Origin of the sequence: Microbacterium galbinum, assembly GCF_023091225.1 — a bacterium.
Classification (GTDB): Bacteria; Actinomycetota; Actinomycetes; order Actinomycetales; family Microbacteriaceae; genus Microbacterium; species Microbacterium galbinum.
Map to the genome: position 1 here is coordinate 1,750,880 of NZ_JAHWXM010000001.1, position 22,482 is coordinate 1,773,361.

A 22,482-nucleotide genomic window follows, 5' to 3' on the forward strand; every position below is an offset into this window, starting at 1 on the left:
TTCGACAAGCTCAGGGACCCAGTGGCAAACACCGGGACCCAGTTTCAGACGCTGGGTCGCTGAGCCTGTCGAAGCGTCCCCACGCGCGACTCGGGCGGAGAACTCCGCGTTGGGCGGAAGAATCCGCGCGAAAACTCCGCCCAACGGCAAGAACTCCTCCTCAACGGATGCCGCGGGGCGGGGTCCTTCGTCTCGTCGCCGCGCTCCTCGCTCAGGAACCGGTTCCTGAGCGAGCGCAGCGAGACGAAGGGTCCCGACGAGAGGGTCAGGCGCCGGCCAACTCCAGCACGCCGTCGACGCGGCGGGGCACATCGACCGCACCGTCGCGCAGCTCGGCGGGGAGCACGTCGGCCGGGGCATCCTGCCAGGCGAGCGGGCGCAGGAACCGCCGCAGCGCCGTCACGCCCACCGAGGTGTGCTGCGTGTTGGTCGCGGGCCAGGGGCCGCCGTGGTTCATGGCCCACGACACCCGCACCCCCGTGGGGTATCCGTCGTAGACGATGCGGCCGACGAGGTCGCGCGCGGCGTCGGTGAGCTCGCCGCGCACCTCGGCCTCCTCGGGCTGCGAGTGGATCGTGGCGGTCAGCGAGTGCGGCACGGCTTGCAGGGCCGCCGTGATCTCGCCCGTCGAGGCGTACCGCACGAGCACCACGAGGGGGCCGAACGCCTCCTCGGCGACCGCCGGAGTGACATCCGTCGCCGCGATCTCGAGCACCGCGGGCGTCAGCGAGAAACCGTCGGCTCCGGCGTGCGGGGTAACGAGGCTGCGCGCCCCGCCCTCGGCGATCAGCCGCTCACGGATCTCGTCGAACGCCCCGTGGATGCGCGAGTTCAGGAGGGTCTGCGCCGCGGAATCCTGCGCCCTCGTCACCACATCGGCGACGAGCGCGTCACCCTCGGCCCCGGCCGGCACGAAGGCGATGCCGGGCTTCGTGCACAGCTGCCCGGCCGATCCCGTGACCGACCCGAACAGACCCTCGCCGAGGGCCGCGGTGCGCGCGGACGCCGCCCCCGGCGTGATGACGAGCGGATTCAGGCTCGACAGCTCGCCGTAGAACGGGATGGGCGTCTCGCGCTCGTCGATGATCGCCTGCAGGATCTTGCCGGTCGACAGCGACCCCGTGAACCCGACGGCCGTGATGACCGGGTCGGCGACGAGAACGGCTCCCGCCTGCTGGCCGTAGACGATCCCGAACGTGCCCTCCGGCGCCCCGTACGCCGCGGCCGCGCGCACGAGCGACTCGAACGAGCGCTGCGAGGTCACCGGGTGCGAACTGTGCGCCTTGACGACGACCGGGTTGCCCGCGGCGAGCGCCGAGGCGGTGTCGCCGCCGATGACCGAGAACGCGAAGGGGAAGTTGCTGGCGCCGAAGACGGCGACGGGGCCGATCGGCACGAGCATCCGCCGCACATCCGGGCCCGGGCCGAGCGGTGTGTGGCCGGAGTGGTCGATGATCGCCTCGAGGTAGCCGCCCTCGTCGACGGCGTCGGCGAAGAGACGGAACTGGAAGGCGCTGCGCGAGAGCTCGCCGTTCAGGCGCGCCTCGGGCAGCCCGGTCTCGGCGAGAGCGGCGTCGACGAGCGCGGCGCGGTCGGCCTCGAGCCCGTCGGCGAGCGCGCGCAGGAGCCCGGCCCGCCAGGCGCGCGGACGCGAGCGCAGGTCGGCGAAGGCGGATGCCGCAGCGGCGGTGGTCGCAGCGACGACCGCGGCATCCGTCGCTTCGATGCCGGTGTCGGAGTGTGCGCCGGTGCGGGGATCGGTGGTCGTCAGGGTGGTCATGCGCTGGCCTTTCCGAGCAGTCCCCGCTGAGCGAGGCTGGTGATGAGCGCGCCGATGCCGACGCTCCAGGGGGCGAGATCCTCGCTGTGCTGCACCCGGTTGACGAGCGCGCCGAGGTACGGCGACGAGATGCGCACGACGTCGCCGAGGTGGTGGGTGAAGCCGTGGCCGGGCTCGTCGCGGTCGTCGGTGGGCGCGAACATCGTTCCCAAGTAGAGCACGAAGCCGTCGGGGTAGGCGTGGTGGTCGCCCGACGCCTGCCGCACGAGATCGGCGGGGTCGCGGCTGATCTGCGCCATGTGCGATTCGGCCCGCATACCGAAGCCGTCGTCGCCCTCGACCGAGAGCGTGACCGATTCGGCGCGCACGTCGTCGAGCGAGAACCCTCCATCGAAGAGGCGGATGAACGGGCCGACGGATGCCGAGGCGTTGTTGTCCTTCGCGCGTCCGAGCAGCAGGGCCGAGCGCCCTTCGATGTCGCGCAGGTTGACGTCGTTGCCGAGCGTCGCCCCGACGATGTCGCCGCGCGAGGAGACGACGAGCACGACCTCGGGCTCGGGGTTGTTCCATCGGGATTCGGCGAGCACGCCGACGTCGGATCCACCGCCGACCGTGGCGAGCACGGGCGCCTTCGTGAAGATCTCGGCGTCGGGGCCGATGCCGACCTCGAGGTATTGGCTCCACAGTCCCGCGGTGATGAGCACCTGCTTGAGGCGGGCGGCCTCGGGCGATCCGGGCACGAGGTCGCGCACGTCACCGTCCAGCGCGTCGAGGATCGTGGCGCGGATGCCGTCGGCGGACTCGGCCTCGCCGCGCGCCTTCTCCTCGATGATGCGCTCGAGCATCGATACGGGGAAGGTCACGCCCGAGGCCTTGACGACCTGCAGGTCGATCGGCGAGAGCAGCCACGGGTGGGCATCGTCGCGGGTGTCGGGCGCGGTGTTCGCCCAGACGTCGGCGAACGCACCGAGTGACGGCCCGTCGGCGGCACGCGCGGCGGCTGCCGGGTCGGCGCTCTCGGTGAGCGCGGTCATCGTCGGGAAGGTGGCTGACAGGTCACGCAGGATGCCGTCGCGCAGCACCACCACGCTCGGGCCTGCCGGCGTCTGCACACGCCCGACGAGCAGGGCGTCGCTCGCATCGGCGGGAAGGATGCCGGCGGCGTCTCCGGTCCAGGTGTCGCTCATGTCTCTCCTCGGGAGGTCGGTCGGGAGCTCGGTCGATATCGGCGGGATCGCCGGGCGTCAGCGCCGGTGGAAGACGCCGGGGCGCTTCTCGGCGAAGGCGGCGCGCCCCTCGGCGGCATCCTCGGTGGCGAAGGTGATGCCCTGCATCTCGCGCTCGTAGGCGATGGCCTGGTCCTGGGGCAGGTTGAACGCGGCGCGCAGATTGGCCTTCGCGGTCTCGGCCGCGATCGGAGGACGCGCGGCGATCGTCGCAGCGAGCTCCTGCGCCCGGGCGAGCAGATCATCGGCGGGCACGACCTCGCTGACGAGACCCCAGGCGAGGGCGCGTTGCGCGTCGATCGGGTCGCCGCTGAGCAGCATGAGGGCGGCGTTGCTCGCCCCGATGGAGTTAGCCAGCAGCACCGACATCCCTCCCCCGCCGATCCAGCCGAGCTTGATCTCGGGGGCGGCGAAGCTCGCCGTCTCGGCGGCGATGCGGATGTCGCACGTCAGCGACGCCTCGAGCCCTCCCCCGAACGCGTACCCGTTGATCGCGGCGATCACGGGCTTGCGCAGGTCGCGCAGTGCGTCGCAGTAGTCACGGCGGTTGCGGAACTCCCACGGCGTCTCGTACCGGTCGAGGGTCGAGATGTCACTGCCGGCGCTGAACGCGCGACCCGTGCCGGTGTAGACCACGGCCCGCACCTCGGGGTCGTCGTTGAGGCGGCGCACGATGCCCACGAGCTCGTCGCTCATGGCCTGGGTGACGGCGTTGAGCTTGGCGGGGCGGTTCAGGCGCACGGTCGCGACGTGCCCCTCTCGTGTGACGACGATCAACGGCTCGTCGGTGATGGCCGAGTCGGTCATGCGGTCTCCTTCTGCAGGCGGTCGTCGGCGGTCGCGGCATCGGGAGAAAGAGCGGCGAACCGCGCTTCGATCTCGTCGAGCACGTCGCCGGCATGTCGGCGCCCGGCGACGGCATCGCGCACGAGAGCGGATGCCGCGGACTGGAACGGGATGTACCCGGCGATCCGGGGTCGCACCCACGACGCCTCGATGCTCGAGAGGGTGCGCGAGTAGAAGCCGTACGCGGCCTCGTCGACCGCGGCATCCGTCCACGCCGCGCGCAGGCCGGGCTGACCGTCGTGCGCGGGGATGAACCCGCGCTGCGCGTCGTCGCTGAGCAGGTGCTCCAGGTGCGCGAGCAGGGCGGGCGAGGGCGCGGAGCGACGGGTGACCGCGATGCCGGTGCCGCCGATCGTTGATCCGAGGCGTCCCGCGTGCGCCGGTGCGCGGTCGAAGGCGACGACCGGCGAGCTGTAGTTCACGTAGCCGTAGACGAGCGGGATGTACCCGATGTCGCCGCGGTCGCGCATCCGGTCGAGCAGACCGATCGGGTTGAGCAGTTCGGTGCCCGCGGGGGCGTGCACCGAGAGGCGGGCGAGCAGATCGAGCGCCCGCCGCGCGACGGCGCGGTCGAACAGTCCCTCTCCGCGTCCCGGGTCGTCGCCGAGCGACACCGCGATCGAGCAGAGCGACAGGAACGCGTGGGGGCCGGCCAGGCTCGTCGCGACGAGCCCGCGCTCGGCGAGAGCGAGAGCGTCGTCCCAGGTCTCGGGCGCCTCGGCGACGAGATCGCGGCGGCGCACCGACACCTGCGTCGCGGCATCCAGCGGCAGAGCCCACAGCCGCCCGTCGAGCGTGTACGAGGCGATGCTCGGCCCCACCGCGGCATCCGCCCATGCCGCGATCCGTGCGGTGTCGAACAGCTCGTCGAGAGGACGGATGCCGCCGCTCACGAGCGCGTCGCCGAGGTGCGGATGATCGAGCACGAGCAGGTCGTAGCGGCGGGCGAGCTCGTCGATCGGCGCGGACTCGAACCCCTCGAGCGACTGCACCTCCCAGCGCAGGGTGTCGCCGTCGCCGAGGTCGCCGGCCGCTGCCTCCAGAGCGTGACGGCCGCGCGGGTGATCCCAGGTCAGGCCGACGTAGTCGGTCACGACGGCACCGCACTCGAACCCACGGGCACCGGCACGGCGGTCTGCGCCACCGCCCCGGCATCGAGCAGCTCCTGCGTGCGCTCGGGCGAGACGCCCAGCTCGGCGAGGATCTCGGCCGTGTGCTCACCGGTCAGCGGGGCGCCGCGGTCGATGCGGGCGGGCGTCTTCGCGAACCGGTACGGGAACCCGGGTGTCTTGATGCGCCCCTCGGTGGGGTGGTCGTACTCGACGAACGTGCCGTTGTGGATGATCTGCGGGTCGGCCACGAGGTCTTCGTAACCGTAGACCGGACCCACCCACATGCCGGCGGGCAGCAGCGTGTCGAGCCAGTGCTGCGTGGAACGCTCACGCAGGTGACGGGCCACCGTCGCATACAGCTCGTCGCGGTGCGTCCAGCCGTGCACCTCGGGGTCGAGACCCGCGAACGAGGGCTCGTCGAGCACCTCGCCGAGCTTCTCGAGGTCGGCGAACCCGAGCGCGAGGTAGCCGTCGCTCGTCGCGAAGACGCCGTAGGGGGCGCGGATGTAGACGTGCGCGTTCGGCTCGCTGCCGCGCTTCTGCGGCACCCCGCCGACCGTGTAGACGCTCAGCTCCTGCATCTGCAGGGTGGTGAGCGCGTCGAGCATGTTGACGGTCACGAGCTGCCCCTCACCGGTGCGCTCGCGGTGCAGCAGCGCCGCGAGCACGGCTTCGAACGCGGTCGATGCGGTGACGGCGTCCGCCAGGTACTGACCCGCCGGAGTCGGCGGCTCGCCCGCACGCCCGGCCGACAGCATCGCGCCGCTCATGGCCTGCAGGATGAGGTCCTGGCCCGGACGGTCCTTGTAGGGCCCGTCCTCGCCGTAGCCCGACATCGAGACGTACACGAGCGAGGGGTTGATCGCCGCCAGACTCTCGTAGTCGAGGCCGAGACGCGCGGCGACCCCCGGGCGGTAGTTCTGCAGGAACACGTCGGCCCCGGCGATGAGGTCGCGCACGACCTCGCGCCCGGCATCCGACTTCAGGTCGACGGCCAGCGAACGCTTGTTGCGGTTGAGGGAGAGGAACGAGACGTTGATCTCGTTGCCCTGCGCGCCACCGGCCGAGGCGAAGCGCTGCCATTCGCCGGCGGTCGGCTCGACCTTGATGACGTCGGCGCCCAGGTCGCCGAGGCGCTGCGCGGCGAAGGGCCCGGCCATCGCGATCGAGCAGTCGATGACGCGGTATCCGTCGAGGATTCCGCGGGTGGGGGTGTCGGACATGTCGTTCCTCTGGTTGTCAGACGGGCGTGATCAGACGGCCGTGTCGGCGCCGCCGGCGGCCGACGAGCGCAGGAGCGCATCGATCAGCTCGACCGAGCGGGCGGCGACGGTCACGTCGGAGTTGTTCTCGCGGCTCGCACCGGTGATCAGCTCGATGAAGCGGGCCGGCGGCACGAGGCATTCGTACTCGCCCTCCCCCTCGGGGATCACGACCTCCTCGCGGCGGCCGTCGTAGCGGCTGAGGGTCACGCGCTCGCGCTCGACGTCGATCATGAGCACGCCCTCGGTGCCGAACAGGCGGATGTCGACCTGGTACTTGTCGCCGTCGGCGAGCGTCGCGGCCCCCGATAGCGACCCCAGCGCCCCGCCCTCGAAGCGGATCACTCCCGCGTCGAACAGGTCGACCGGCGCCCCGGCGGTGATCGCACGACCGGCGACGGATGCCGCGCGCAGCCCCGTGAGCCAGAACAGCAGCGCCGAGGAGTGGGTGATCTGGCCGTGCGCATACCCGCCGCCGTGCTCGGGGCTCGACCACGTGGTCGGGTCGGGAGCGGTGTCGGAGTTCCAGCGCTCGAGCATGTGCGTCGGGTCGGTGCCGAACAGTCCGCGCGTGGGGGACGCCATATGGCACAGGGCGTACTGGATCTCGCCGACCGCCCCGGCATCGAGCATCCGCTTGGCCGCCACCGTGAACGGCTTGTAGTTCCAGCCGTAGGGCACGAGGAAGACGGTGCCGGCGCGCCCGGCGCGGGCGGCGAGATCCCACGCCTCGTCGGCGTGCAGGGTCATCGGCTTCTCGCACAGCACGTGCAGTCCACGGTCGAGCGCTTGTGCGGCGAGCGGGTGGTGCAGATCGTGCGGGGTGGAGATCACGACCGCGTCGATGTCGGCATCCAGCAGTTCCGTCGCGTCCTCCGTCGCGAACCCGAAGCCGAACTTCTCGCGCACGGCTTCGAGCCCGTCGCCCTTGCCGCAGACGCCCACGAGCTCGACGTCGTCGCGCGCCGCGAACAGCGGGAAGTGATTGCTCGTCGCCCACCAGCCGGCACCGATCGCGCCGAGGCGCACCGTCGCGGCGGTCATACGACCCACCGCCAGGTGCGGATGCCGTCGCGATCACCCTCGGCGACACGGCCCTGCTGCGCGAGGCGCTCGAGATTGCCGGTCATCGGGAAGATCAGATACTCGGCCGCAGCTGCGGGCCACGGCCCCAGATCGGCTGCCGCGCGCCAGATGAGTTCGAGCGAGGTGAGCTCCTCCCCGCCGGCGAGAACCTGTTCGATCACCCGGTCGACGCGCTCGACGTACGCGAGCGAGTCGTCGAGGAACCCGGCCACCGCCGCGCCCTCGTACACCGGGTAGTGGGCCGTGAGCAGCAGCTCGGCGTCGAGGGCGCGCAACCGACGGATGCTGTCGACGTACCGGGCCGTGTCGCGATAGGTGGGCGGGAACGCGGCCCGACCGTCGGCCGTCGGCACCGTCTCGCCGAGCACGGCATCCGAGATGAGGAGGGTGCCGTTCGCGGCATCCCACAGTGCCAGGTGCCCCGGGGAGTGCCCCGGCACCGCGAGCACCTCGATCGTGCGGTCGCCGAGATCGAACGTCTCGCCGCCGTCGAGGGCTCGCGCCACCGGCACGAGACCGGTCGAACGCCGCACCTCGGCGGTCGTCTCGGGCGGGTCGTCGAAGCCGTCGCGGACGGCGAACTCGCCGTAGCGCCCGGCGATGAGCGCCTCGACGTCCTCGGTCATGGCGACATCGGCGCGCCCGGCCAGGAACTCGGCATGCGGAGCGGCCGCGGCGAGCGCCGCGTTGCCGCCCGTGTGGTCGAAGTCGCAGTGCGAGCTGACCACCCAGCGCAGGTCGGCGAGATCGAACCCGATCTCCTCCAGCGTCGGCAGCAGGGTGCCGGGCACGGAGTCGGCGACACCGGTGTCGAACAGCAGGGCGCCCTCAGGGCCGGTGAGCAGGTACATCGCGATGAAGCGCTCGCCGAGCGGCGCCTGGATGCGGTGGATGCCGTGACGCACCTGCATCATTCGCTCCAGGTGCCGTGGTCGATCAGGCGGAGTCCGGCGCGCTTCGAGCGCACATGGGGCCCGGCCGGCTCCTGCCAGGTGGCCTCGCTGCGGGCCTTGAGGATGAGCGCCTCGTCGACCTCGATGCCGACGCCCGGACGGTCCCCGAGCACGACGCCGCCGTCGGCGAACTCCTGATCGAGCACGAGACCGAACGGCGCCCCGAGATCCTGCACCTCGGCCGACAGGTGATTCGGCACGGCCGCCGCGGCCGCCGTCACGGTGTGGTTCGCGGTGAGCCCGACGGGGCTGACGGGCAGATCGCGGGCGTGCGCGGCGATCGCCACGCGCAGGAAGTGCGTGACGCCCCACACCGCCCCCGCCTGCACGATGTCGGCACCGCCGGCGTCGAGAAGGGGACGGTACTGCTCGAGCCCGGTGAGGTTCTCGCCGGTGGCGACGGAGGCCTTGATCGCCGCGCTCAGGCGCGCATGCCCCGCGGCATCCCACCGCCGCAGCGGCTCCTCGACCCAGGTGAGGTCGATGCGCTCCTCGAGCGCGCTGACGTGCCGGACGGCCTGCTTGAGGTTCCACGACTCGTTGGCGTCGAGCATGAGCGCAGGCGCCGCGCCGCCGGCCTGGAGCACGTCGGTGAGGATGCCGAAGCGGCGCAGATCCGCCTCGACGTTTCGCCCGCCCTTGAGCTTGGCGGCGGTGTAGCCGCGCTCGCCGAAGCGGCGGTAGAGGGCGGCGAGCTGCTCGTCGTCGAGTGCGGCGTCGAGGCCCGAGGCGTAGCCGGGCACGAAGCGGTCGCCCGCTCCGAGCAGACGCCACAGCGGCTCACCCGCGAGCTTGGCCTTGATGTCCCACAGCGCGGTGTCGAAGGCGCCGATGCCACCGAAGGTCGCGCCCCCGTGCGACGACTTGAACACCCGCGCGAGCATGGCGTCGTAGAGGGTGGTGACGGCGCGGGGGTCCTGCCCCTCGAGGGCGGGGAACAGGCGCTCGAGGTCGGCGTGCGACCCCATGCCGACACCCTCGATGCCCTCGTCGGTCTCGAGGATCACGAGCGGCACGTCGGTGACGCCGGATGCGATGAACCCGTTGACGTCGCCGACGGGGCGCCCCCAGTCGTGGACGGTGCGCAGCGTGCGGTAGCCGGTGATCTTCATGTCGCCCTTGAGTGTGAGAGATCGAATGTGAAAACAACATACATCATATGTCTGTCGTTTCGCGAGTGTCCCCTGCCGCCCCATTCCGGAGGTCAATAGAGTGTCAGGCATGACCCCGCCCGCAGACGCCACCACCGCCGGTCGCGCACGCACCCCCATCGATCGCATCGGCGCGACCGTGCTGAACGAGCTCGTCCAGTCGATCGTCACCGGGGAGTACGCACCGGGCGACCTGCTGCCGCCCGAGAGCGTCATCAGCGTGCAGTTCGGCGTGAGCCGAACCGTCATCCGCGAGACGATGAAGCGCCTGCAGGAGAAGGGCATGGTCACGGTCGCCCAGGGGCGCGGCACGCACGTGAATCCCTCCACGAGCTGGAACGTGCTCGACCCCTCGGTGCTCACCGCCATGATCGAGAACGACTCGACCCTCGGCGTGCTCGACGACCTCAGCGTGGTGCGCGGGGCGCTCGAAGCGGCGATGGCCGCCGCCGCCGCCCGCGCGGTCGACGACGACGCCCGCACCCGCCTGCGCGAGAGCCTGGAGACGATGGAGGCTCACGTCGACGACTCGGCGGCATTCCGCGAGGCCGACGTGAAGTTCCACCTCGCCGTGATGGAGCTCGCCGACAACGGTCTCGCCGAGAACATCGCGCGCGTGCTCATCGCTCATGCGGTGGGCAGCGACCGCTTCACCGGTGTCGACCCCGCGCATGCGTTCGAGCTGACCCTCGCCGAGCACACCGCGATCCTCGAGGCGATCTCGGCCGGCGACGCCGAGGCCGCGCGCCTCGCGATGAGCGAGCACATCCTCGGCTCGTGGTCGCGCCGCCGCCTGCCGTCGAAGAAGCGTTCCTGACGGAGGCGCCGGGGCCCTCCTCCGCCGCGCAACCCTTCGCACGACCCTCAGCACGACCTAAAGAACATCAGTCATGTGATGTTTGCTTGATCGTTTTCGTAAGACGTAGTATGTTTCGACGCAAGGCCTGCACCCTCGGGTCCCTGCAGCAACTTCCCTATCAATGTTGAGAGGATCGCAATGAAGCGAAGGATCGCCATCCCCGCCGCCATCGGCGTGGCGGCACTGGCACTCACCGGATGCGGTGGAGCATCGCCGAACGGATCGACCGGCGGAGGCTCGGGCACGAGCGACAAGCTCGTCGTCTGGAACTGGGGCGACGCCGACGAGGCCGCGGCCGCATACACCGAAGACGTCAAGGCGGCGTTCGCCGAGAAGCACCCCGACGTCGAGGTCGAGATCGTCAACCAGCCGTTCGACCAGTACTACACGCTGCTCGGCAGCGCGATCGAGGCCGGCACCGGCCCCGACGTCGCCCTGTTCAACGGCGGCACGCAGCTCAAGAGCCGCGCCGACTCCCTCATCCCCGTCACCGACGAGCTCGCCGACCTCGAGGACACCCTCGCCGGCTGGCCCGCTTTCCAGGCCGACGGCGAGACCTATTCCGCCCCGATGTTCCTCCAGGGCTTCCCGATCTACTACAACAAGGCCCTCTTCACCGAAGCCGGCCTCGACGCCGACAACCCGCCCCAGACCTGGGACGAGCTGGCGGCCGCCTGCACCTCGATCACCGAGAAGACGGATGCCTCGTGCTTCGCGCTCGGCAACAAGGAGGGCCTCGGCATCGAGTTCTTCCTCTCGGGCTTCGGCTCGGGCGTCTTCACCCCCGAGGAGTACGACGCCTGGATCGACGGCGACCGCGACTGGACGAGCGAGCATGCGGTGCAGGTCTTGCAGATGTGGGCCGACACCGCTGCCGACGGCTGGTACAACGAGGGCGCGAACTCCACCGCGATGTTCAACGACTCGTTCGACCTGTTCTCGGGCGGCAAGTCGGCCATGGTCATCGGACTCATGAGCGGCACGGCGCACTGGAAGCAGTTCGACGAGTTCCTCGGCGAGGATCTCGGGTTCATGATGCCGGTCACCGTCAACGACGGCACCACCCTGGCCCTCCCGGCCGAGGGCGGCATCGGATACGGCGTGCTCAACGAGGACAAGAAGGAGCTCGGCGTCGACTGGATCAAGGCCACGGTCGACCACGACGCCCTCGCCGCCTACTCGCTCGCGGGCGGTCAGATCACGTCCGACACGACCATCGAGCTCGACACCGACATCGTGTCGGCGAACGACATCGTCGCGGAGTCGGCGGGCAGCAAGCCGCTGCTCCACACCGCCCTCGAGGCCGAGACGCTCGACCTGCTGCACCGCCTCGGCCAGCAGCTGCTCGGCGGCGAGGTCACCGTGCAGGACGCCGCAGCCCAGCTGGCAGCGTCGGAGGGCTGATCCCTTGGCGATCGACACCACCTCGACCCGGACCCTCGTTCTCGCGAACAAGGGTCCGGGCCGCGGCCGCCGGGAACGCGGCGCACGCCGCGATCTCGGCCAGCCGCTGCGCAAGAAGCCGTGGACGTCCGAACGGCTCGCGCCCTACCTCATGGTGCTGCCGGTCATCCTCATCCTCGCGGTCTTCCGCCTCTACCCCCTCCTGCTCGGCGTGAACTTCTCGTTCACGGGAGACAAGGAGCTCAACGGGCAGTTCGTCGGCCTCGACAACTACCTCACCCTCCTCGGCGACGCCCGGTTCCAGGCATCCGCCCGCAACGTGCTGGTCGTGCTGCTGTTCGTGCCGATCCAGGTCTTCGTCGCCGGCATCCTCGCTACCTTCGTCTTCCTGAAGATCCCGGGCCACCGCTTCTACCGCAGCGTGTACTTCCTGCCGGTGGTGCTCTCGCCGATCATCATCGGCGCGATCTTCAACATCCTGCTCGCCGCGAACGGTCCGATCAACGGCGCCCTGAACACCATCAACATCCCGGGCGTCGACTGGCTCGGCCTCCCCACCACGGCGTTGCCCTCGGTGCTCGTCGTGCACATCTGGGCGACGTTCGGCATGGCGTTCACGATCTTCCTCGCCGGTTTCGCGACCCTCGACGCCGAGCTGCTCGACGCCGCGAAGATCGACGGCGCCAACCTCTGGCAGCAGATCGTGCACGTCATCATCCCGAGTCTCAGCCAGACCATCCAGTTCGTGTTCGTCACGACCACGATCGGCATGCTCACCGGCCTCTTCGGCCTGCTGTACACGATGACCGCCGGCGGTCCGGGGGCGGCGAGCTACCTGCCCGAGTTCCTCATCTGGAAGCTCAACGGCGAGGCCCGCCCGGCGCTCGCGTCCGCGGCATCCGTCTTCCTGCTGCTGATCGTGCTCGTCATCGGCCTGATCCAGATCCGCGTGCTGCGTCGCGCCACGAAGGAGGCATGATGCGCCGCGAACGCCTGGGCAAGTGGATCATCGCCGTACCGATGATGCTGCTCGCGATCGCCACGATCGCACCGATGCTCTACGGCCTGAACATCTCGCTCAAGACGCGCAAGGACTACGTCCTCGATCGTCTCGGGGTCACGCAGACCTTCAACGTGCAGAACTTCTTCGACGCGTGGAACAACGCCGACATGGGCCGCTACTTCGCGAACACGATCATCGTCACCGTGTTCTCGGTCGCGATCCTGCTCGTGCTCGCGTCGATGTGCGGCTATGCGCTCAGCCACCTCACCTTCCGCGGCAGCAAGGTCGCGTTCCTCATCATCCTCGCGATGATGATGATCCCGTTCCAGGTGATCATGGTGCCGACGATCAAGGTGCTCAGCGACATGGGACTGATCAACACCTTCCCCGGTCTGATCGCCGCGTACGTGGCGCAGTTCCTGCCGTTCACCGTGTTCTTCATGACCTCCTACTACTCGGGCATCCCGAAGGAGCTCACCGAGGCGGCGCGCGTCGACGGCAACGGCCTGTTCGGCGTGTGGGCGCGCATCATGATCCCGGTCGGCAAGCCGGCGCTGATCTCGATGGGCATCCTGAACGCGCTGTTCGTCTGGAACGACATCCTCATCGCACTGCTGATCATGCAGTCGCCGCAGAACCGCACCGTCATGGTCGGCGTGAGCGCGCTGCGCGGCCAGTACCCCGACAACGTGCCGACGTACATCGCCGGCGTGCTGCTGGCGGTGCTGCCGATCATCATCGTGTACCTGGTCTTCCAGCGGCAGATCTCGGCCGGCGTCACGGCCGGAGCCACGAAGGGCTGATCCCATGAGCACCGACCGGATCGAGGTGTACGTCGACCCGGAGGGGTCGCCTTACGCCGACGGCTCGCACGGCTACCCCGCGAACGACCTGGCGCACGGCCTCGCCCTCGTGCGGGCACGGCGCGAGCCTGGTCAACGGGCCGTGATCTGGATGGCCGGAGGCGAGTACCGGCATCACGAGCCCGTCTCGTTCACGGCATCCGACTCCTTCACCGCGGTGGTGGCGACGGATGCCGCGAACCCGCCGGTGCTGCGCGGATCCGTGCGACTGACGGGCTGGCGTCCGGTGACGGTGAACGGGGTCGCGGCCTACGCCGCGCCTTCGCCGCGGGCGGCGGCCCGGCGGCTCTACGTCGACGGCGTCGCGGCGGAGCGCCCCCGGCATCCGCGCGAGGGATTCCTGCGGGTCGAGCAGCAGGAGGGCCTCGACCCGGCGGGCAGCTTCGTCGGCACGCTGTTCGACGGGGCGGCGTCGTTCCGCTTCGCCGAGGGCGACATCCCCGAGCTCGCGCAGGAGCGCGCGGTCGAGGTCGTCGTGCCGCACTACTGGGTGCAGGAGCGGATGCCGATCACCGCGATTGACCGCGACACCCGCACCCTCACGAGCTCGCTGCGCAGCATCTTCGCGCTGCGCGACGATGCCGCGAAGCTCTTCGCGCGCTACTGGCTCGACAACGTCGCCGAGCGCTTCGGCGAGGTCGCCGGCGAGTGGTACCTCGACGCGACCGGCGAGCTGGTCGGCGCGTCGGGTCCGCACGTGCTCTACCTGCCGGAGCCCGGCGTCGACATCGACGCGCTCGACGTGCGGATGCCCGTGACCGACGCCTTCGTGACGCTCGACGGCACCGCCGACGCGCCCGTACGCGAGGTGCGGTTCGAAGGTGTGCACTTCGCGGAGGCGGACTTCGAGGTCGTGCCGCCCGCGGTGCCGCCGTTCGGGGTACGCGAGGACCCGCAGTTGCCGTCGGCTGGCCGGTACGCGGCCGACGTGCAGGCGGCGAGCACCGTCCCCGCCGCCGTACGATTCGACTTCGCCCGCTCGTGCGCGCTCATCGGCGGCGGCATCGCACGCGTCGGCGGCTACGGCGTGAGCCTCGGCCCCGGCACGCGCGGGGCGCTCATCAGCGGTGTCTCGTTCAGCGATCTGGGGGCCGGGGCCGTGCGCTCGGGCGGAGGGATCGATGCCCTGGCGGCGGAGTACAACCGCGCGAACGAGGTCTCCGACTGCACGATCGCGCGCGGCGGTCAGGTCTATCCCAACGCCGTCGCCGTGCTCTTCCAGCACGGATCGCACAACGTGATCGCGCACAACGAGATCAGCGATCTCCTCTACTCCGGCATCTCGGTCGGCTGGATGTGGGACTATCTGCACAGCCCGTCCGAGGGCAACCTCATCGAGGGCAACCACATCCACCACCTCGGCCAGGGGCTGCTCAACGACATGGGCGGCGTCTACCTGCTCGGCATCGCGCCGGGCACGGTCGTGCGCGGCAACCACATCCACGACATCGAGTGCGCGAACTACGGCGGCTGGGGGATCTACCTCGATGAGGGCTCGTCGCACGTGGTGATCGAGCAGAACGTGGTGCACGACGTGTCGAGCCAGGCCTACCACCAGCACTACGGGCGCGAAGTGATCATCCGCGACAACGTGTGGGCGTTCGGTCGCAACGGGCAGGTGTCGATCACCCGCCCCGAAGAGCACGTGTCGTTCACGTTCCACCGCAACATCGTGGTGGGCGAGGGCATGCCCGCGTTCATCGGCTACCCCGACCACCGCGACCTGCGGCGCTTCGGGATCGACAGCGACCTGAATCTGTTCTGGGATGCGACGCCGCTCGACGGAGCGGTGCGGGCGGCGAACGCCGATCGCTCGACGGGACCGGATGGGCGGGTCGGTTTCGAGATCGTCGAGCGCCTCGACGACGAGTGGGCGGCACTCGGTCACGACCGGCACTCGATCACCGCCGATCCGCTGTTCATGGATGCCGCAGCGCGCGATCTGCGCGTGCGGGAGGGGTCGCCGGCGGAGGGTCTCGGCATCCGGGTGCCGGATGTGCGCGGCGCCGGGCCGCGACCGGTGTCGGAGCGACGGCATCCGCTGGGTGCGCCGACCGGCATCGACCCGTTCCTGCCGACCCGGGGGTAGGCGGACGTCCGTAGGCTGAGGAGATGGACGCGCACGTGCCGAACCCCCTGGTCTGCCCGACCTGCGGTGGAGCACTGACGTTCGAGATCCTCGACGACGAGCGCTTCCTCGTCGTGTGGTCGTGCGTGGAGTGCGGGTTGATCCGGGCGACCGAACCGACGGGATAGCCTCTTCGTCATTTTCTTCGAACCTCGCTTGCATTAATTTCGGATGCATGTTCGAATGAAGCATGCGTTGGCAGGGACAGAAGCTCGGAGAGACGGATGCCGCGGCACTCCCCGGTCTCGAAGACCGGTCGAGCGTGCTGCGGTCGGTGACGACCCCCGAGTTCGCCGGGGTGACCTTCCACGAGGTGCTCTCGAAGTCGGCGCTCAACCACGTTCCCGGCGCATCGCGCATGCCGTTCGCCTGGACGATCAACCCCTATCGGGGATGCAGTCATGCGTGCGTCTACTGCGTCTCGCCGGACACGTTGATCCTCTGCGCCGACGGGCGCCAGCGCCCCCTACGCGACCTGGAGATCGGTGACCAGATCATCGGCACCGAGCGCGAGGGCGCGTACCGCCGCTATGTGCCTACCGAAATCCGCGCCAAGTGGTCGACCCGCAAGGCGGCGTATCGGGTGACGCTGGCCGACGGCACCGAGATCATCGCGAGCGGGGATCACCGATTCCTGACCGAGCGCGGATGGAAGCACGTCACCGACGCAGAGTCCGGGCAGAGACCACACCTCACCACGAACAACCGGTTGTTGGGGTTTGGCATCGGGCCGGCGGGGGCAGACATCGATCAGACGAGCACCGATTATCGACGCGGTTACCTGGCCGGGATGATTCGTGGAGACGGAATGATCTTCCACGGCACCTATCCCAGCCCGGAGCGGGTGCGGAAGGTACACATGTTCCGCCTGGCGCTGGTCGATCCGGAGGCTCTCGACCGGACTCGGGAGTTCCTCGAAGCTGAGGATGTGCCGACGAGGACCAGACCATTCGCCGCTCAGACCGAGACTCGGAGCGCGGCGAACGCGATTCACACGGCGGCTCGGGCGGGAGTCGAGCGGATCGAGCAACTCATCCTCTCGCCCGAGGAACCGAACGAGAGCTGGTTCGCTGGATTCCTCGGCGGCATCTTTGATGCGAAAGGGAGTTGTTCGCGCGGAGTGCTCCGCATCTCGAATGGGGATCCCGAACTCATCCGCCTGATCGAGCAGGGCATGCGCGCCTTCGACGTTCCCCACATCGTCGAAGGCGCGCGCGCTAACGGAGTCCGCGACGTGCGCGTGACGGGCGGGCTACCCAGCCGCCAGAGGTTCTTCGCGATCGCCTCACCTGCCATCACGCGAAAACTCGACATCATCGGAACCGCTGTGAAAACGGCATCCGATCTCCGGGTCGTGTCGATCGAACCCCTCGGTGAAGTGCAGGACCTCCTCGACATCACGACCGGGACCGGCGATTTCGTCGCCAACGGAGTCATCAGCCACAATTGCTTCGCCCGCGGGACGCACGAGTACCTCGACCTCGACGGCGGGTCGGACTTCGACTCTCAGATCGTGGTCAAGGTGAACGTCGTCGAGGTGCTCGAGCGCGAACTGCGCAAGGGCAGCTGGCAGCACGAGACCGTGGCTCTCGGCACGAACACCGATCCCTACCAGCGGGCCGAGGGGCGCTACAAGCTCATGCCCGGGATCATCGAGGCGCTCGCGGCATCCGGCACCCCGATCTCGATCCTCACGAAGGGCACGCTGATCCGTCGCGACATCCCTCTGCTCGTGAAGGCTGCGCAGCGCGTGCCGATCGACGTGCAGATGTCGATCGCGATGTACGACGACGAGCTGCAGAAGGCGATCGAACCGGGAACCCCGAGCACGCAGGCGAGGCTCGACACGGTGAAGGCGCTGTCGGATGCCGGTTTCCCCGTCACCGTCTTCCTGATGCCGATCCTGCCGCACATGACCGACTCGGTCGACGCGATCGCGCATGCGCTCGAGCGCATCAAAAAGGCGGGCGCGCGCACGGTGATCTACGGAGCGTTGCACCTGCGGCCGGGTGTGAAGCCGTGGTTCTTCCAGTGGCTCGGAGAGCACCGGCCCGACCTCGTCTCGTCGTACCGCGGCCTCTACCCGGGAGCGTCCGCCGAGGCGCCGAAGCCCTATCGGCAGTGGCTCGCGAAACGGGTCAAACCGCTGATCCGGCTGCACGGCCTCGACGCGCGCCACGAAGACGACTACCCCCGGCGCGGATTCCGTCCGGGACAGGGCCACGTCGAGTCGATCTGGCGTCAGGACGGAGCGCCGACGACGGGGCGGGCACCGGGCAGTCCGAGCCCGGCCGTCACCTTCCGGACCACCGGTTCGGCGACCTCGGCCGCCGCGCAGCCCATGCTCTTCTGAGGGTGGGCTGCGGCATCCGCTGGTCGGGGCGGAGCGCCGCAGGCCCGTAGGCTCGGTGACTATGGCTACCGGCTCCACCATCCACACGTTCGACGTGCAACTCGCAGACACCGACCGCGGGGTCTACGAGGACTATTCGCTGCGCGTGGCGAGGCATCCGTCCGAGACCGACGCCTACATGATCACCCGCATCCTCGCCTACGGCCTCGAGCTCGCCGAGGGCATCGGATTCAGCGAGGGCATCTCGAAGACCGATGAGCCGGCCGTTCTCGTCCGCGACCTCACCGGCGCGATCACCGCCTGGATCGAAGTCGGCGCCCCCGATGCCGAGCGCCTGCACTACGGCAGCCGCCTCGCCGAGCGCACCGTGGTCTACACGCACCGCGACCCCGAGAAGGTCATGCTCCCGTGGGCCGGCAAGCGCATCCACCGCTCCGACGACCTGCGCGTGTTCAGCTTCGACCCCGGCTTCATCGACCAGGTCACGCCGCACATCGAGCGCCGCAACACGCTCACCCTCACGGTCACCGAACAGGTGCTCTACCTCGACCTCAACGGCGCCAACCTCACCACCGCGATCCACGAGCACGAGCTCGGGTAGCCCCCCTGAGGGGTCAAGACACGCCGCAGCCCCGGCATCCGATACGGCGTGTCTCGACCCTCGCGGTGCCGCACCGTCCGCGCCCTGGGGAGGAGATCTCTCGTTCCACAGGAGCCTCTCGCGGATCCGCTCCTGCGCATCGTGCGCTCTCCTCCGTTACGCGCACCCGCCCGCCCGGCCCGCACAACTTCGGAGATCGGACGAGACACCCCGCGCCGGCAGCCCTGCAGTCCGGCGTGTCGCCTCAGAACTCCGAAGTTGTGCCGCGGCTCACGCGCGAGGGGTCGAAAAAGGCCGGGTCGGATGCTTCCGACCCGGCCTTTCGTGACCCCTCAGGTCACGCGACCCTCAGCGGCGCACGCCCGCGGCTCAGCGGGTGAGCGCCTCGGCGGTGGGGGTGCGACCGGTGATCTCGTCGATGATGTCGTCGTCGATGCGCGCGTTCTCGAACGGCGCGTCGATCTCGGCCCGGTCGAGCAGCTCGGTCATACGACGCTGACGCTGACGCGTGATGAGCGTGACGACGCGGCCCGAGCGACCGGCGCGGCCGGTACGGCCCGAACGGTGCAGGTACGTCTTGTACTCGTCGGGAGCGTCGGCCTGCACGACGAGATCGATGTCGTCGACGTGGATGCCGCGGGCGGCGACATCGGTGGCGACGAGCACGTTCACGCGGCCCGAGGTCAGACGCTCGAGGTTACGCGTGCGCTTGGCCTGGTTCAGGTCTCCGTGCAGCGAGACCGCGGGGATGCCGGCGTCGTCGAACTGCTCGGCGAGCATGTCGGCGTAAGCGCGGGTGCGGGCGAAGACCAGCGTCTTGCCCTCGCGGTCGACGAGTGAGGTGAGGATCTCGGCCTTATCGCGGTGCTCGATCACGAGCACGCGGTGCTCGATCGTGCTGGACTCCTGGTCTTCACCGGCGACCTCGTAGACGGCCGGGTCGACGAGGAACTCGTCGACGAGAGCCGCGACCTCGCGGTCGAGCGTCGCCGAGAACAGCAGCTTCTGGCTGCCGTCGGCGGTGTGACGCAGGATGCGCTGCACGGGCTCGACGAATCCGAGCTCGCACATGTGGTCGGCCTCGTCGAGCACCGCGATGCGGCAGTCCGAGAGGTCGAGCTTGCCCTGGCTGATGAGGTCCTCGACGCGACCGGGGGTGCCGATCACGATGTCGACGCCCTTCTTGAGCGCGCCCACCTGGCGACCCTGCGGCACGCCGCCGTAGATCTGGGTGGTGAAGAGACCCACGCTGCGGGCGATCGGCTGGATCGTGCGGTCGATCTGCAGGGCGAGCTCACGAGTCGGAGCGAGGATGATCGCGCGCGGCGAACGACCGAACTCACGACGCTTGCCGGCCTGCGACTGCAGCACGCGCTCGACGAGCGGGGCGCCGAAGGCGATCGTCTTGCCGGAGCCGGTGCGTCCACGGGCGAGCACGTCGCGCCCGCCGAGCACGGCCGGGATGCTGGCCGCCTGGATCGGGAACGGCGTCGCCGCGCCCATGCCGGCGAGGGTCTCGACGATGTTCGAGCCGAGGCCCAGGTCGCCGAAGCTCACCCCGTCGACCTCGACGGCTGCGACGGACTTCGCCTCGAGGCGCTCGTGCACGACGTCGTCGGTCGGCTCGAAGGCCGCCTTCGGCTTGGCGTTCCAGTCGTTGCGGCCGGGGCGCGCGTCACGGCTCGGACGCTCGTCGCGGCGCGGGCGGTCGGTGCGGTACGCGCCACCGGTCGAGGGACGGCTGCGCTCGCCCGGTGCGTCGTAGGAGCGCTGCGTGCGGTCGCGGTCGAAGGCGCGGCGGGCGCGGTCGGCATCGTACGAACGCTCGGGGCGATCGGATGCCGCACGGTCGTTGAAACGAGGGCGCTCGGCGCCACGGTCGTTGTACCGAGGGCGCTCGGCGCCACCACGGTCGTCACGACGCGGACGCTCGTCACGATCGAAACGGGGACGCTCGGCGCCACGGTCGTTGAACCGGGGGCGCTCGGCGCCACCACGGTCGTCACGACGCGGACGCTCGTCACGGTCGAAGCGAGGACGGTCGGCACCGCGGTCGTTGAACCGGGGACGCTCGGCACCCCCACGGTCGTCACGACGCGGACGCTCGTCACGGTCGAAACGAGGACGGTCGGCACCCCGATCGTTGAACCGCGGACGCTCGGCACCCCCACGGTCGTCACGACGCGGACGGTCGTCGAAGCGGCGGCCGGCCGAGGGGCGGTCGTTGTAGCGGGGACGCTCGGAGCCGCCCTCGAAACGGGGACGCTCGTCGCGACGGTGCGGCGCCTCACGGCGGCCCGACTCGGCGCGGTTGCGGATGCTGCGGGCCTCGTCGCGACCGGCGCGCTCCTGCGCACCCCAGCGCTGCTTCGGGGCGCCCGACTCGGCCTCGGCCGGACGGTATCCGCGGTGGCCGGCGCTACGGCTTCCGGGACGACGGTCGTACCCACCGGCGGCGGGAGCGGAGCGGCGGTCGCCGGCATCCGATCGTCCGCCGCGCTCGTCGCGGCCGCCGTCACGCGACGATGCGCCGTGGTGACGGTCGTGGAAGGAGGTCTTGTTCGCGCCGTAGCGCGGCTCGAAGTTGCGAGCGGCGCGGCCGCCCTGGGGCTTCTTGTTCTTCGGCATGTGTGTCTTTCGTTCTCGCACGAGAACAGCACGGCGCACGCGGAGAAGCACCCGTGGATCAGGGGTGCCGGACGCTCAAGGGCCGGGGCCATTCATGTGATGGTTGAATGCGCGTCGATGGACGCTCACCATCGGCCCCTGGACTCACACTTCAAACAGGTAAAACGTCCGCGCGCTGCGCGGGTGTCCGAAGCCGACTTCCCCAGTGTACCCGCCGCACCTGAAAGACTCCCCCGCGGCCATACGATGGCGAGGTGAATCCCACCGGCATCCAGGTCTCCCTCCGTCGTGGCGACGTCACCGCGCAGATCGCCCAGGTCGGCGCCTCGCTGCGCGCGCTGCGCATCGGCGACGTCGACCTGATCTCCCCGTATCCGCTCGATCGGCCGACTCCGGGGTGCTCGGGCGTCGTTCTCGCACCCTGGCCCAACCGCATCCGCGATGGGCGATGGAACGACGAGGGCACTGACCGTCAGCTCGCGATCACCGAGCCGAAGTTCGGCAACGCCAGCCACGGACTCCTGCGGTTCACCGCCTACGAGATCGAGCAGACGGATGCCGCTGCCACCCTGCGCGCGACGATCGTGCCGCAGACCGGCTACCCGTACCTCATCGAGACCTCGGTCACCTACGCCCTCACCGACGACGGCGTCGCGGTGACGCACACCCTCACGAACCGATCGGAAACCGCGGCCCCCGTCGCCCTCGGAACGCACCCGTACGTGACCATCGGCGATGTCGACGCGCACGACCTCGTGCTGCGAGTGCCGGCGTCGACCGCTTTCGAGACCGACGAGCGGATGCTGCCCACCGGCACCCGTCCGGTCGAGGCGGCCCTGCGCGACGGCATCCGCCTGGGCGATGCGAAGCTCGACACCGGTTTCACCGATCTCGCGCGCGACCCCGACGGACGCGTGCGGCACTCGCTGACCGCGCCCGATGGCCGCCGCCTCACGCTCTGGCAGGGTGAGGGTTTCGATTTCGTGCAGGTCTACACGGCGACGAACTACCCCGGCCACGATCTGGCCGTCGCGATCGAACCGATGACCGCACCCGCCGATGCGTTCAACAGCGGCCTCGGCGTCCGTCGCCTCGCTCCGGGCGAGACCTGGACCCTCGACTGGGGCATCTCGCTGGGCTGACTCTCCGGCAGACGCGTGCAATAACTCAGGACGATCAACCAGAAAGGCCCCGGATCCGACGCTTTCGCGTGGATTCGGGGCCTTT

At 69.9% G+C, this 22,482-nt stretch carries 18 protein-coding genes; 9 read left to right on the top strand and 9 right to left on the bottom strand.

The features are described from left to right. Positions 1-265: 265 nt before the first annotated feature. Genes KZC52_RS08360 through KZC52_RS08395 form a run of 8 tightly spaced genes read right to left on the bottom strand, consistent with a single transcriptional unit; the run spans position 266 to position 9,377 of the window. Positions 266-1,780: an aldehyde dehydrogenase (NADP(+)) gene (locus KZC52_RS08360; RefSeq protein ID WP_247623581.1), complete on the bottom strand. Its 1,515-nt coding sequence runs from the start codon at positions 1,778-1,780 to the stop codon at positions 266-268. Next, on the bottom strand, positions 1,777-2,967 hold the full coding sequence (locus KZC52_RS08365) for a fumarylacetoacetate hydrolase family protein (RefSeq protein ID WP_247623582.1): 1,191 nt from the start codon (positions 2,965-2,967) through the stop codon (positions 1,777-1,779). The genes KZC52_RS08360 and KZC52_RS08365 overlap by 4 nt, the downstream gene beginning before the upstream one ends. A gap of 57 nt (positions 2,968-3,024) precedes the next feature. Further along, the gene (locus KZC52_RS08370; RefSeq protein ID WP_247623583.1) at positions 3,025-3,813 is read right to left on the bottom strand and encodes an enoyl-CoA hydratase/isomerase family protein; all 789 of its coding nucleotides are present in this window, start codon (positions 3,811-3,813) and stop codon (positions 3,025-3,027) included. After that, positions 3,810-4,946, bottom strand: a complete 1,137-nt coding sequence (locus KZC52_RS08375; protein ID WP_247623584.1) for an extracellular solute-binding protein — start codon at positions 4,944-4,946, stop codon at positions 3,810-3,812. Before KZC52_RS08375 ends, KZC52_RS08370 begins: the two co-directional genes overlap by 4 nt. Continuing rightward, positions 4,943-6,187 carry a CaiB/BaiF CoA transferase family protein gene (locus KZC52_RS08380; protein ID WP_247623585.1) on the bottom strand — a complete coding sequence of 415 codons (1,245 nt, stop codon included), beginning with the start codon at positions 6,185-6,187 and terminating at the stop codon, positions 4,943-4,945. Before KZC52_RS08380 ends, KZC52_RS08375 begins: the two co-directional genes overlap by 4 nt. Positions 6,188-6,217: 30 nt before the next feature. Continuing rightward, positions 6,218-7,270: a Gfo/Idh/MocA family protein gene (locus KZC52_RS08385; RefSeq protein ID WP_247623586.1), complete on the bottom strand. Its 1,053-nt coding sequence runs from the start codon at positions 7,268-7,270 to the stop codon at positions 6,218-6,220. Next, positions 7,267-8,223 carry an MBL fold metallo-hydrolase gene (locus KZC52_RS08390; protein WP_247623587.1) on the bottom strand — a complete coding sequence of 319 codons (957 nt, stop codon included), beginning with the start codon at positions 8,221-8,223 and terminating at the stop codon, positions 7,267-7,269. Before KZC52_RS08390 ends, KZC52_RS08385 begins: the two co-directional genes overlap by 4 nt. Beyond that, the gene (locus tag KZC52_RS08395) at positions 8,223-9,377 is read right to left on the bottom strand and encodes a mandelate racemase/muconate lactonizing enzyme family protein (protein WP_247623588.1); all 1,155 of its coding nucleotides are present in this window, start codon (positions 9,375-9,377) and stop codon (positions 8,223-8,225) included. Before KZC52_RS08395 ends, KZC52_RS08390 begins: the two co-directional genes overlap by 1 nt. Positions 9,378-9,486: 109 nt before the next feature. Here KZC52_RS08395 and KZC52_RS08400 point away from each other — a divergent pair, with 109 nt between their 5' ends. The 8 genes from KZC52_RS08400 to KZC52_RS08435 all read left to right on the top strand — a co-directional run bounded on the left by KZC52_RS08400 (position 9,487) and on the right by KZC52_RS08435 (position 18,627). Beyond that, on the top strand, positions 9,487-10,233 hold the full coding sequence (locus KZC52_RS08400; RefSeq protein ID WP_247623589.1) for a FadR/GntR family transcriptional regulator: 747 nt from the start codon (positions 9,487-9,489) through the stop codon (positions 10,231-10,233). Between the two features lie 180 nt (positions 10,234-10,413). Next, entirely contained in the window at positions 10,414-11,679 is a 1,266-nt protein-coding gene (locus KZC52_RS08405) for an ABC transporter substrate-binding protein (protein ID WP_247623590.1), read from the top strand. Positions 11,680-11,683: 4 nt separating this feature from the next. After that, the gene (locus KZC52_RS08410) at positions 11,684-12,658 is read left to right on the top strand and encodes a carbohydrate ABC transporter permease (RefSeq protein ID WP_247623591.1); all 975 of its coding nucleotides are present in this window, start codon (positions 11,684-11,686) and stop codon (positions 12,656-12,658) included. Next, the gene (locus KZC52_RS08415) at positions 12,658-13,485 is read left to right on the top strand and encodes a carbohydrate ABC transporter permease (RefSeq protein WP_247623592.1); all 828 of its coding nucleotides are present in this window, start codon (positions 12,658-12,660) and stop codon (positions 13,483-13,485) included. The genes KZC52_RS08410 and KZC52_RS08415 overlap by 1 nt, the downstream gene beginning before the upstream one ends. 4 nt (positions 13,486-13,489) lie before the next feature. After that, positions 13,490-15,634, top strand: coding sequence for a right-handed parallel beta-helix repeat-containing protein (locus tag KZC52_RS08420; RefSeq protein ID WP_247623593.1), 2,145 nt, complete (start codon positions 13,490-13,492; stop codon positions 15,632-15,634). A 23-nt stretch (positions 15,635-15,657) separates the two neighbouring features. Then, positions 15,658-15,801 carry a hypothetical protein gene (locus KZC52_RS08425; RefSeq protein WP_247623594.1) on the top strand — a complete coding sequence of 48 codons (144 nt, stop codon included), beginning with the start codon at positions 15,658-15,660 and terminating at the stop codon, positions 15,799-15,801. Between the two features lie 62 nt (positions 15,802-15,863). Continuing rightward, entirely contained in the window at positions 15,864-18,026 is a 2,163-nt protein-coding gene (locus tag KZC52_RS08430; protein WP_247623595.1) for an intein-containing Rv2578c family radical SAM protein, read from the top strand. 61 nt (positions 18,027-18,087) lie between these two features. Continuing rightward, on the top strand, positions 18,088-18,627 hold the full coding sequence (locus KZC52_RS08435; RefSeq protein ID WP_247623596.1) for a YaeQ family protein: 540 nt from the start codon (positions 18,088-18,090) through the stop codon (positions 18,625-18,627). Between the two features lie 369 nt (positions 18,628-18,996). Here KZC52_RS08435 and KZC52_RS08440 read toward each other — a convergent pair whose 3' ends face one another. Further along, complete coding sequence (locus KZC52_RS08440) at positions 18,997-21,255, bottom strand: DEAD/DEAH box helicase (RefSeq protein WP_247623597.1); 2,259 nt, start codon at positions 21,253-21,255, stop codon at positions 18,997-18,999. Positions 21,256-21,509: 254 nt separating this feature from the next. Between KZC52_RS08440 and KZC52_RS08445 the strand changes: the two genes are divergently transcribed. Further along, positions 21,510-22,397 carry an aldose 1-epimerase family protein gene (locus KZC52_RS08445; RefSeq protein ID WP_247623598.1) on the top strand — a complete coding sequence of 296 codons (888 nt, stop codon included), beginning with the start codon at positions 21,510-21,512 and terminating at the stop codon, positions 22,395-22,397. The last annotated feature ends 85 nt before the right edge of the window (positions 22,398-22,482 follow it).

What these genes read in the sequence shown, in the direction of transcription:
- KZC52_RS08360 (WP_247623581.1), bottom strand. Translation starts at nt 1,780, where the DNA reads ATGACCACCCTGACGACCACCGATCCCCGCACCGGCGCACACTCCGAC.
- KZC52_RS08365 (WP_247623582.1), bottom strand. Translation starts at nt 2,967, where the DNA reads ATGAGCGACACCTGGACCGGAGACGCCGCCGGCATCCTTCCCGCCGAT.
- KZC52_RS08370 (WP_247623583.1), bottom strand. Translation starts at nt 3,813, where the DNA reads ATGACCGACTCGGCCATCACCGACGAGCCGTTGATCGTCGTCACACGA.
- KZC52_RS08380 (WP_247623585.1), bottom strand. Translation starts at nt 6,187, where the DNA reads ATGTCCGACACCCCCACCCGCGGAATCCTCGACGGATACCGCGTCATC.
- KZC52_RS08385 (WP_247623586.1), bottom strand. Translation starts at nt 7,270, where the DNA reads ATGACCGCCGCGACGGTGCGCCTCGGCGCGATCGGTGCCGGCTGGTGG.
- KZC52_RS08390 (WP_247623587.1), bottom strand. Translation starts at nt 8,223, where the DNA reads ATGCAGGTGCGTCACGGCATCCACCGCATCCAGGCGCCGCTCGGCGAG.
- KZC52_RS08395 (WP_247623588.1), bottom strand. Translation starts at nt 9,377, where the DNA reads ATGAAGATCACCGGCTACCGCACGCTGCGCACCGTCCACGACTGGGGG.
- KZC52_RS08400 (WP_247623589.1), top strand. Translation starts at nt 9,487, where the DNA reads ATGACCCCGCCCGCAGACGCCACCACCGCCGGTCGCGCACGCACCCCC.
- KZC52_RS08405 (WP_247623590.1), top strand. Translation starts at nt 10,414, where the DNA reads ATGAAGCGAAGGATCGCCATCCCCGCCGCCATCGGCGTGGCGGCACTG.
- KZC52_RS08415 (WP_247623592.1), top strand. Translation starts at nt 12,658, where the DNA reads ATGCGCCGCGAACGCCTGGGCAAGTGGATCATCGCCGTACCGATGATG.
- KZC52_RS08420 (WP_247623593.1), top strand. Translation starts at nt 13,490, where the DNA reads ATGAGCACCGACCGGATCGAGGTGTACGTCGACCCGGAGGGGTCGCCT.
- KZC52_RS08425 (WP_247623594.1), top strand. Translation starts at nt 15,658, where the DNA reads ATGGACGCGCACGTGCCGAACCCCCTGGTCTGCCCGACCTGCGGTGGA.
- KZC52_RS08430 (WP_247623595.1), top strand. Translation starts at nt 15,864, where the DNA reads ATGCGTTGGCAGGGACAGAAGCTCGGAGAGACGGATGCCGCGGCACTC.
- KZC52_RS08435 (WP_247623596.1), top strand. Translation starts at nt 18,088, where the DNA reads ATGGCTACCGGCTCCACCATCCACACGTTCGACGTGCAACTCGCAGAC.
- KZC52_RS08440 (WP_247623597.1), bottom strand. Translation starts at nt 21,255, where the DNA reads ATGCCGAAGAACAAGAAGCCCCAGGGCGGCCGCGCCGCTCGCAACTTC.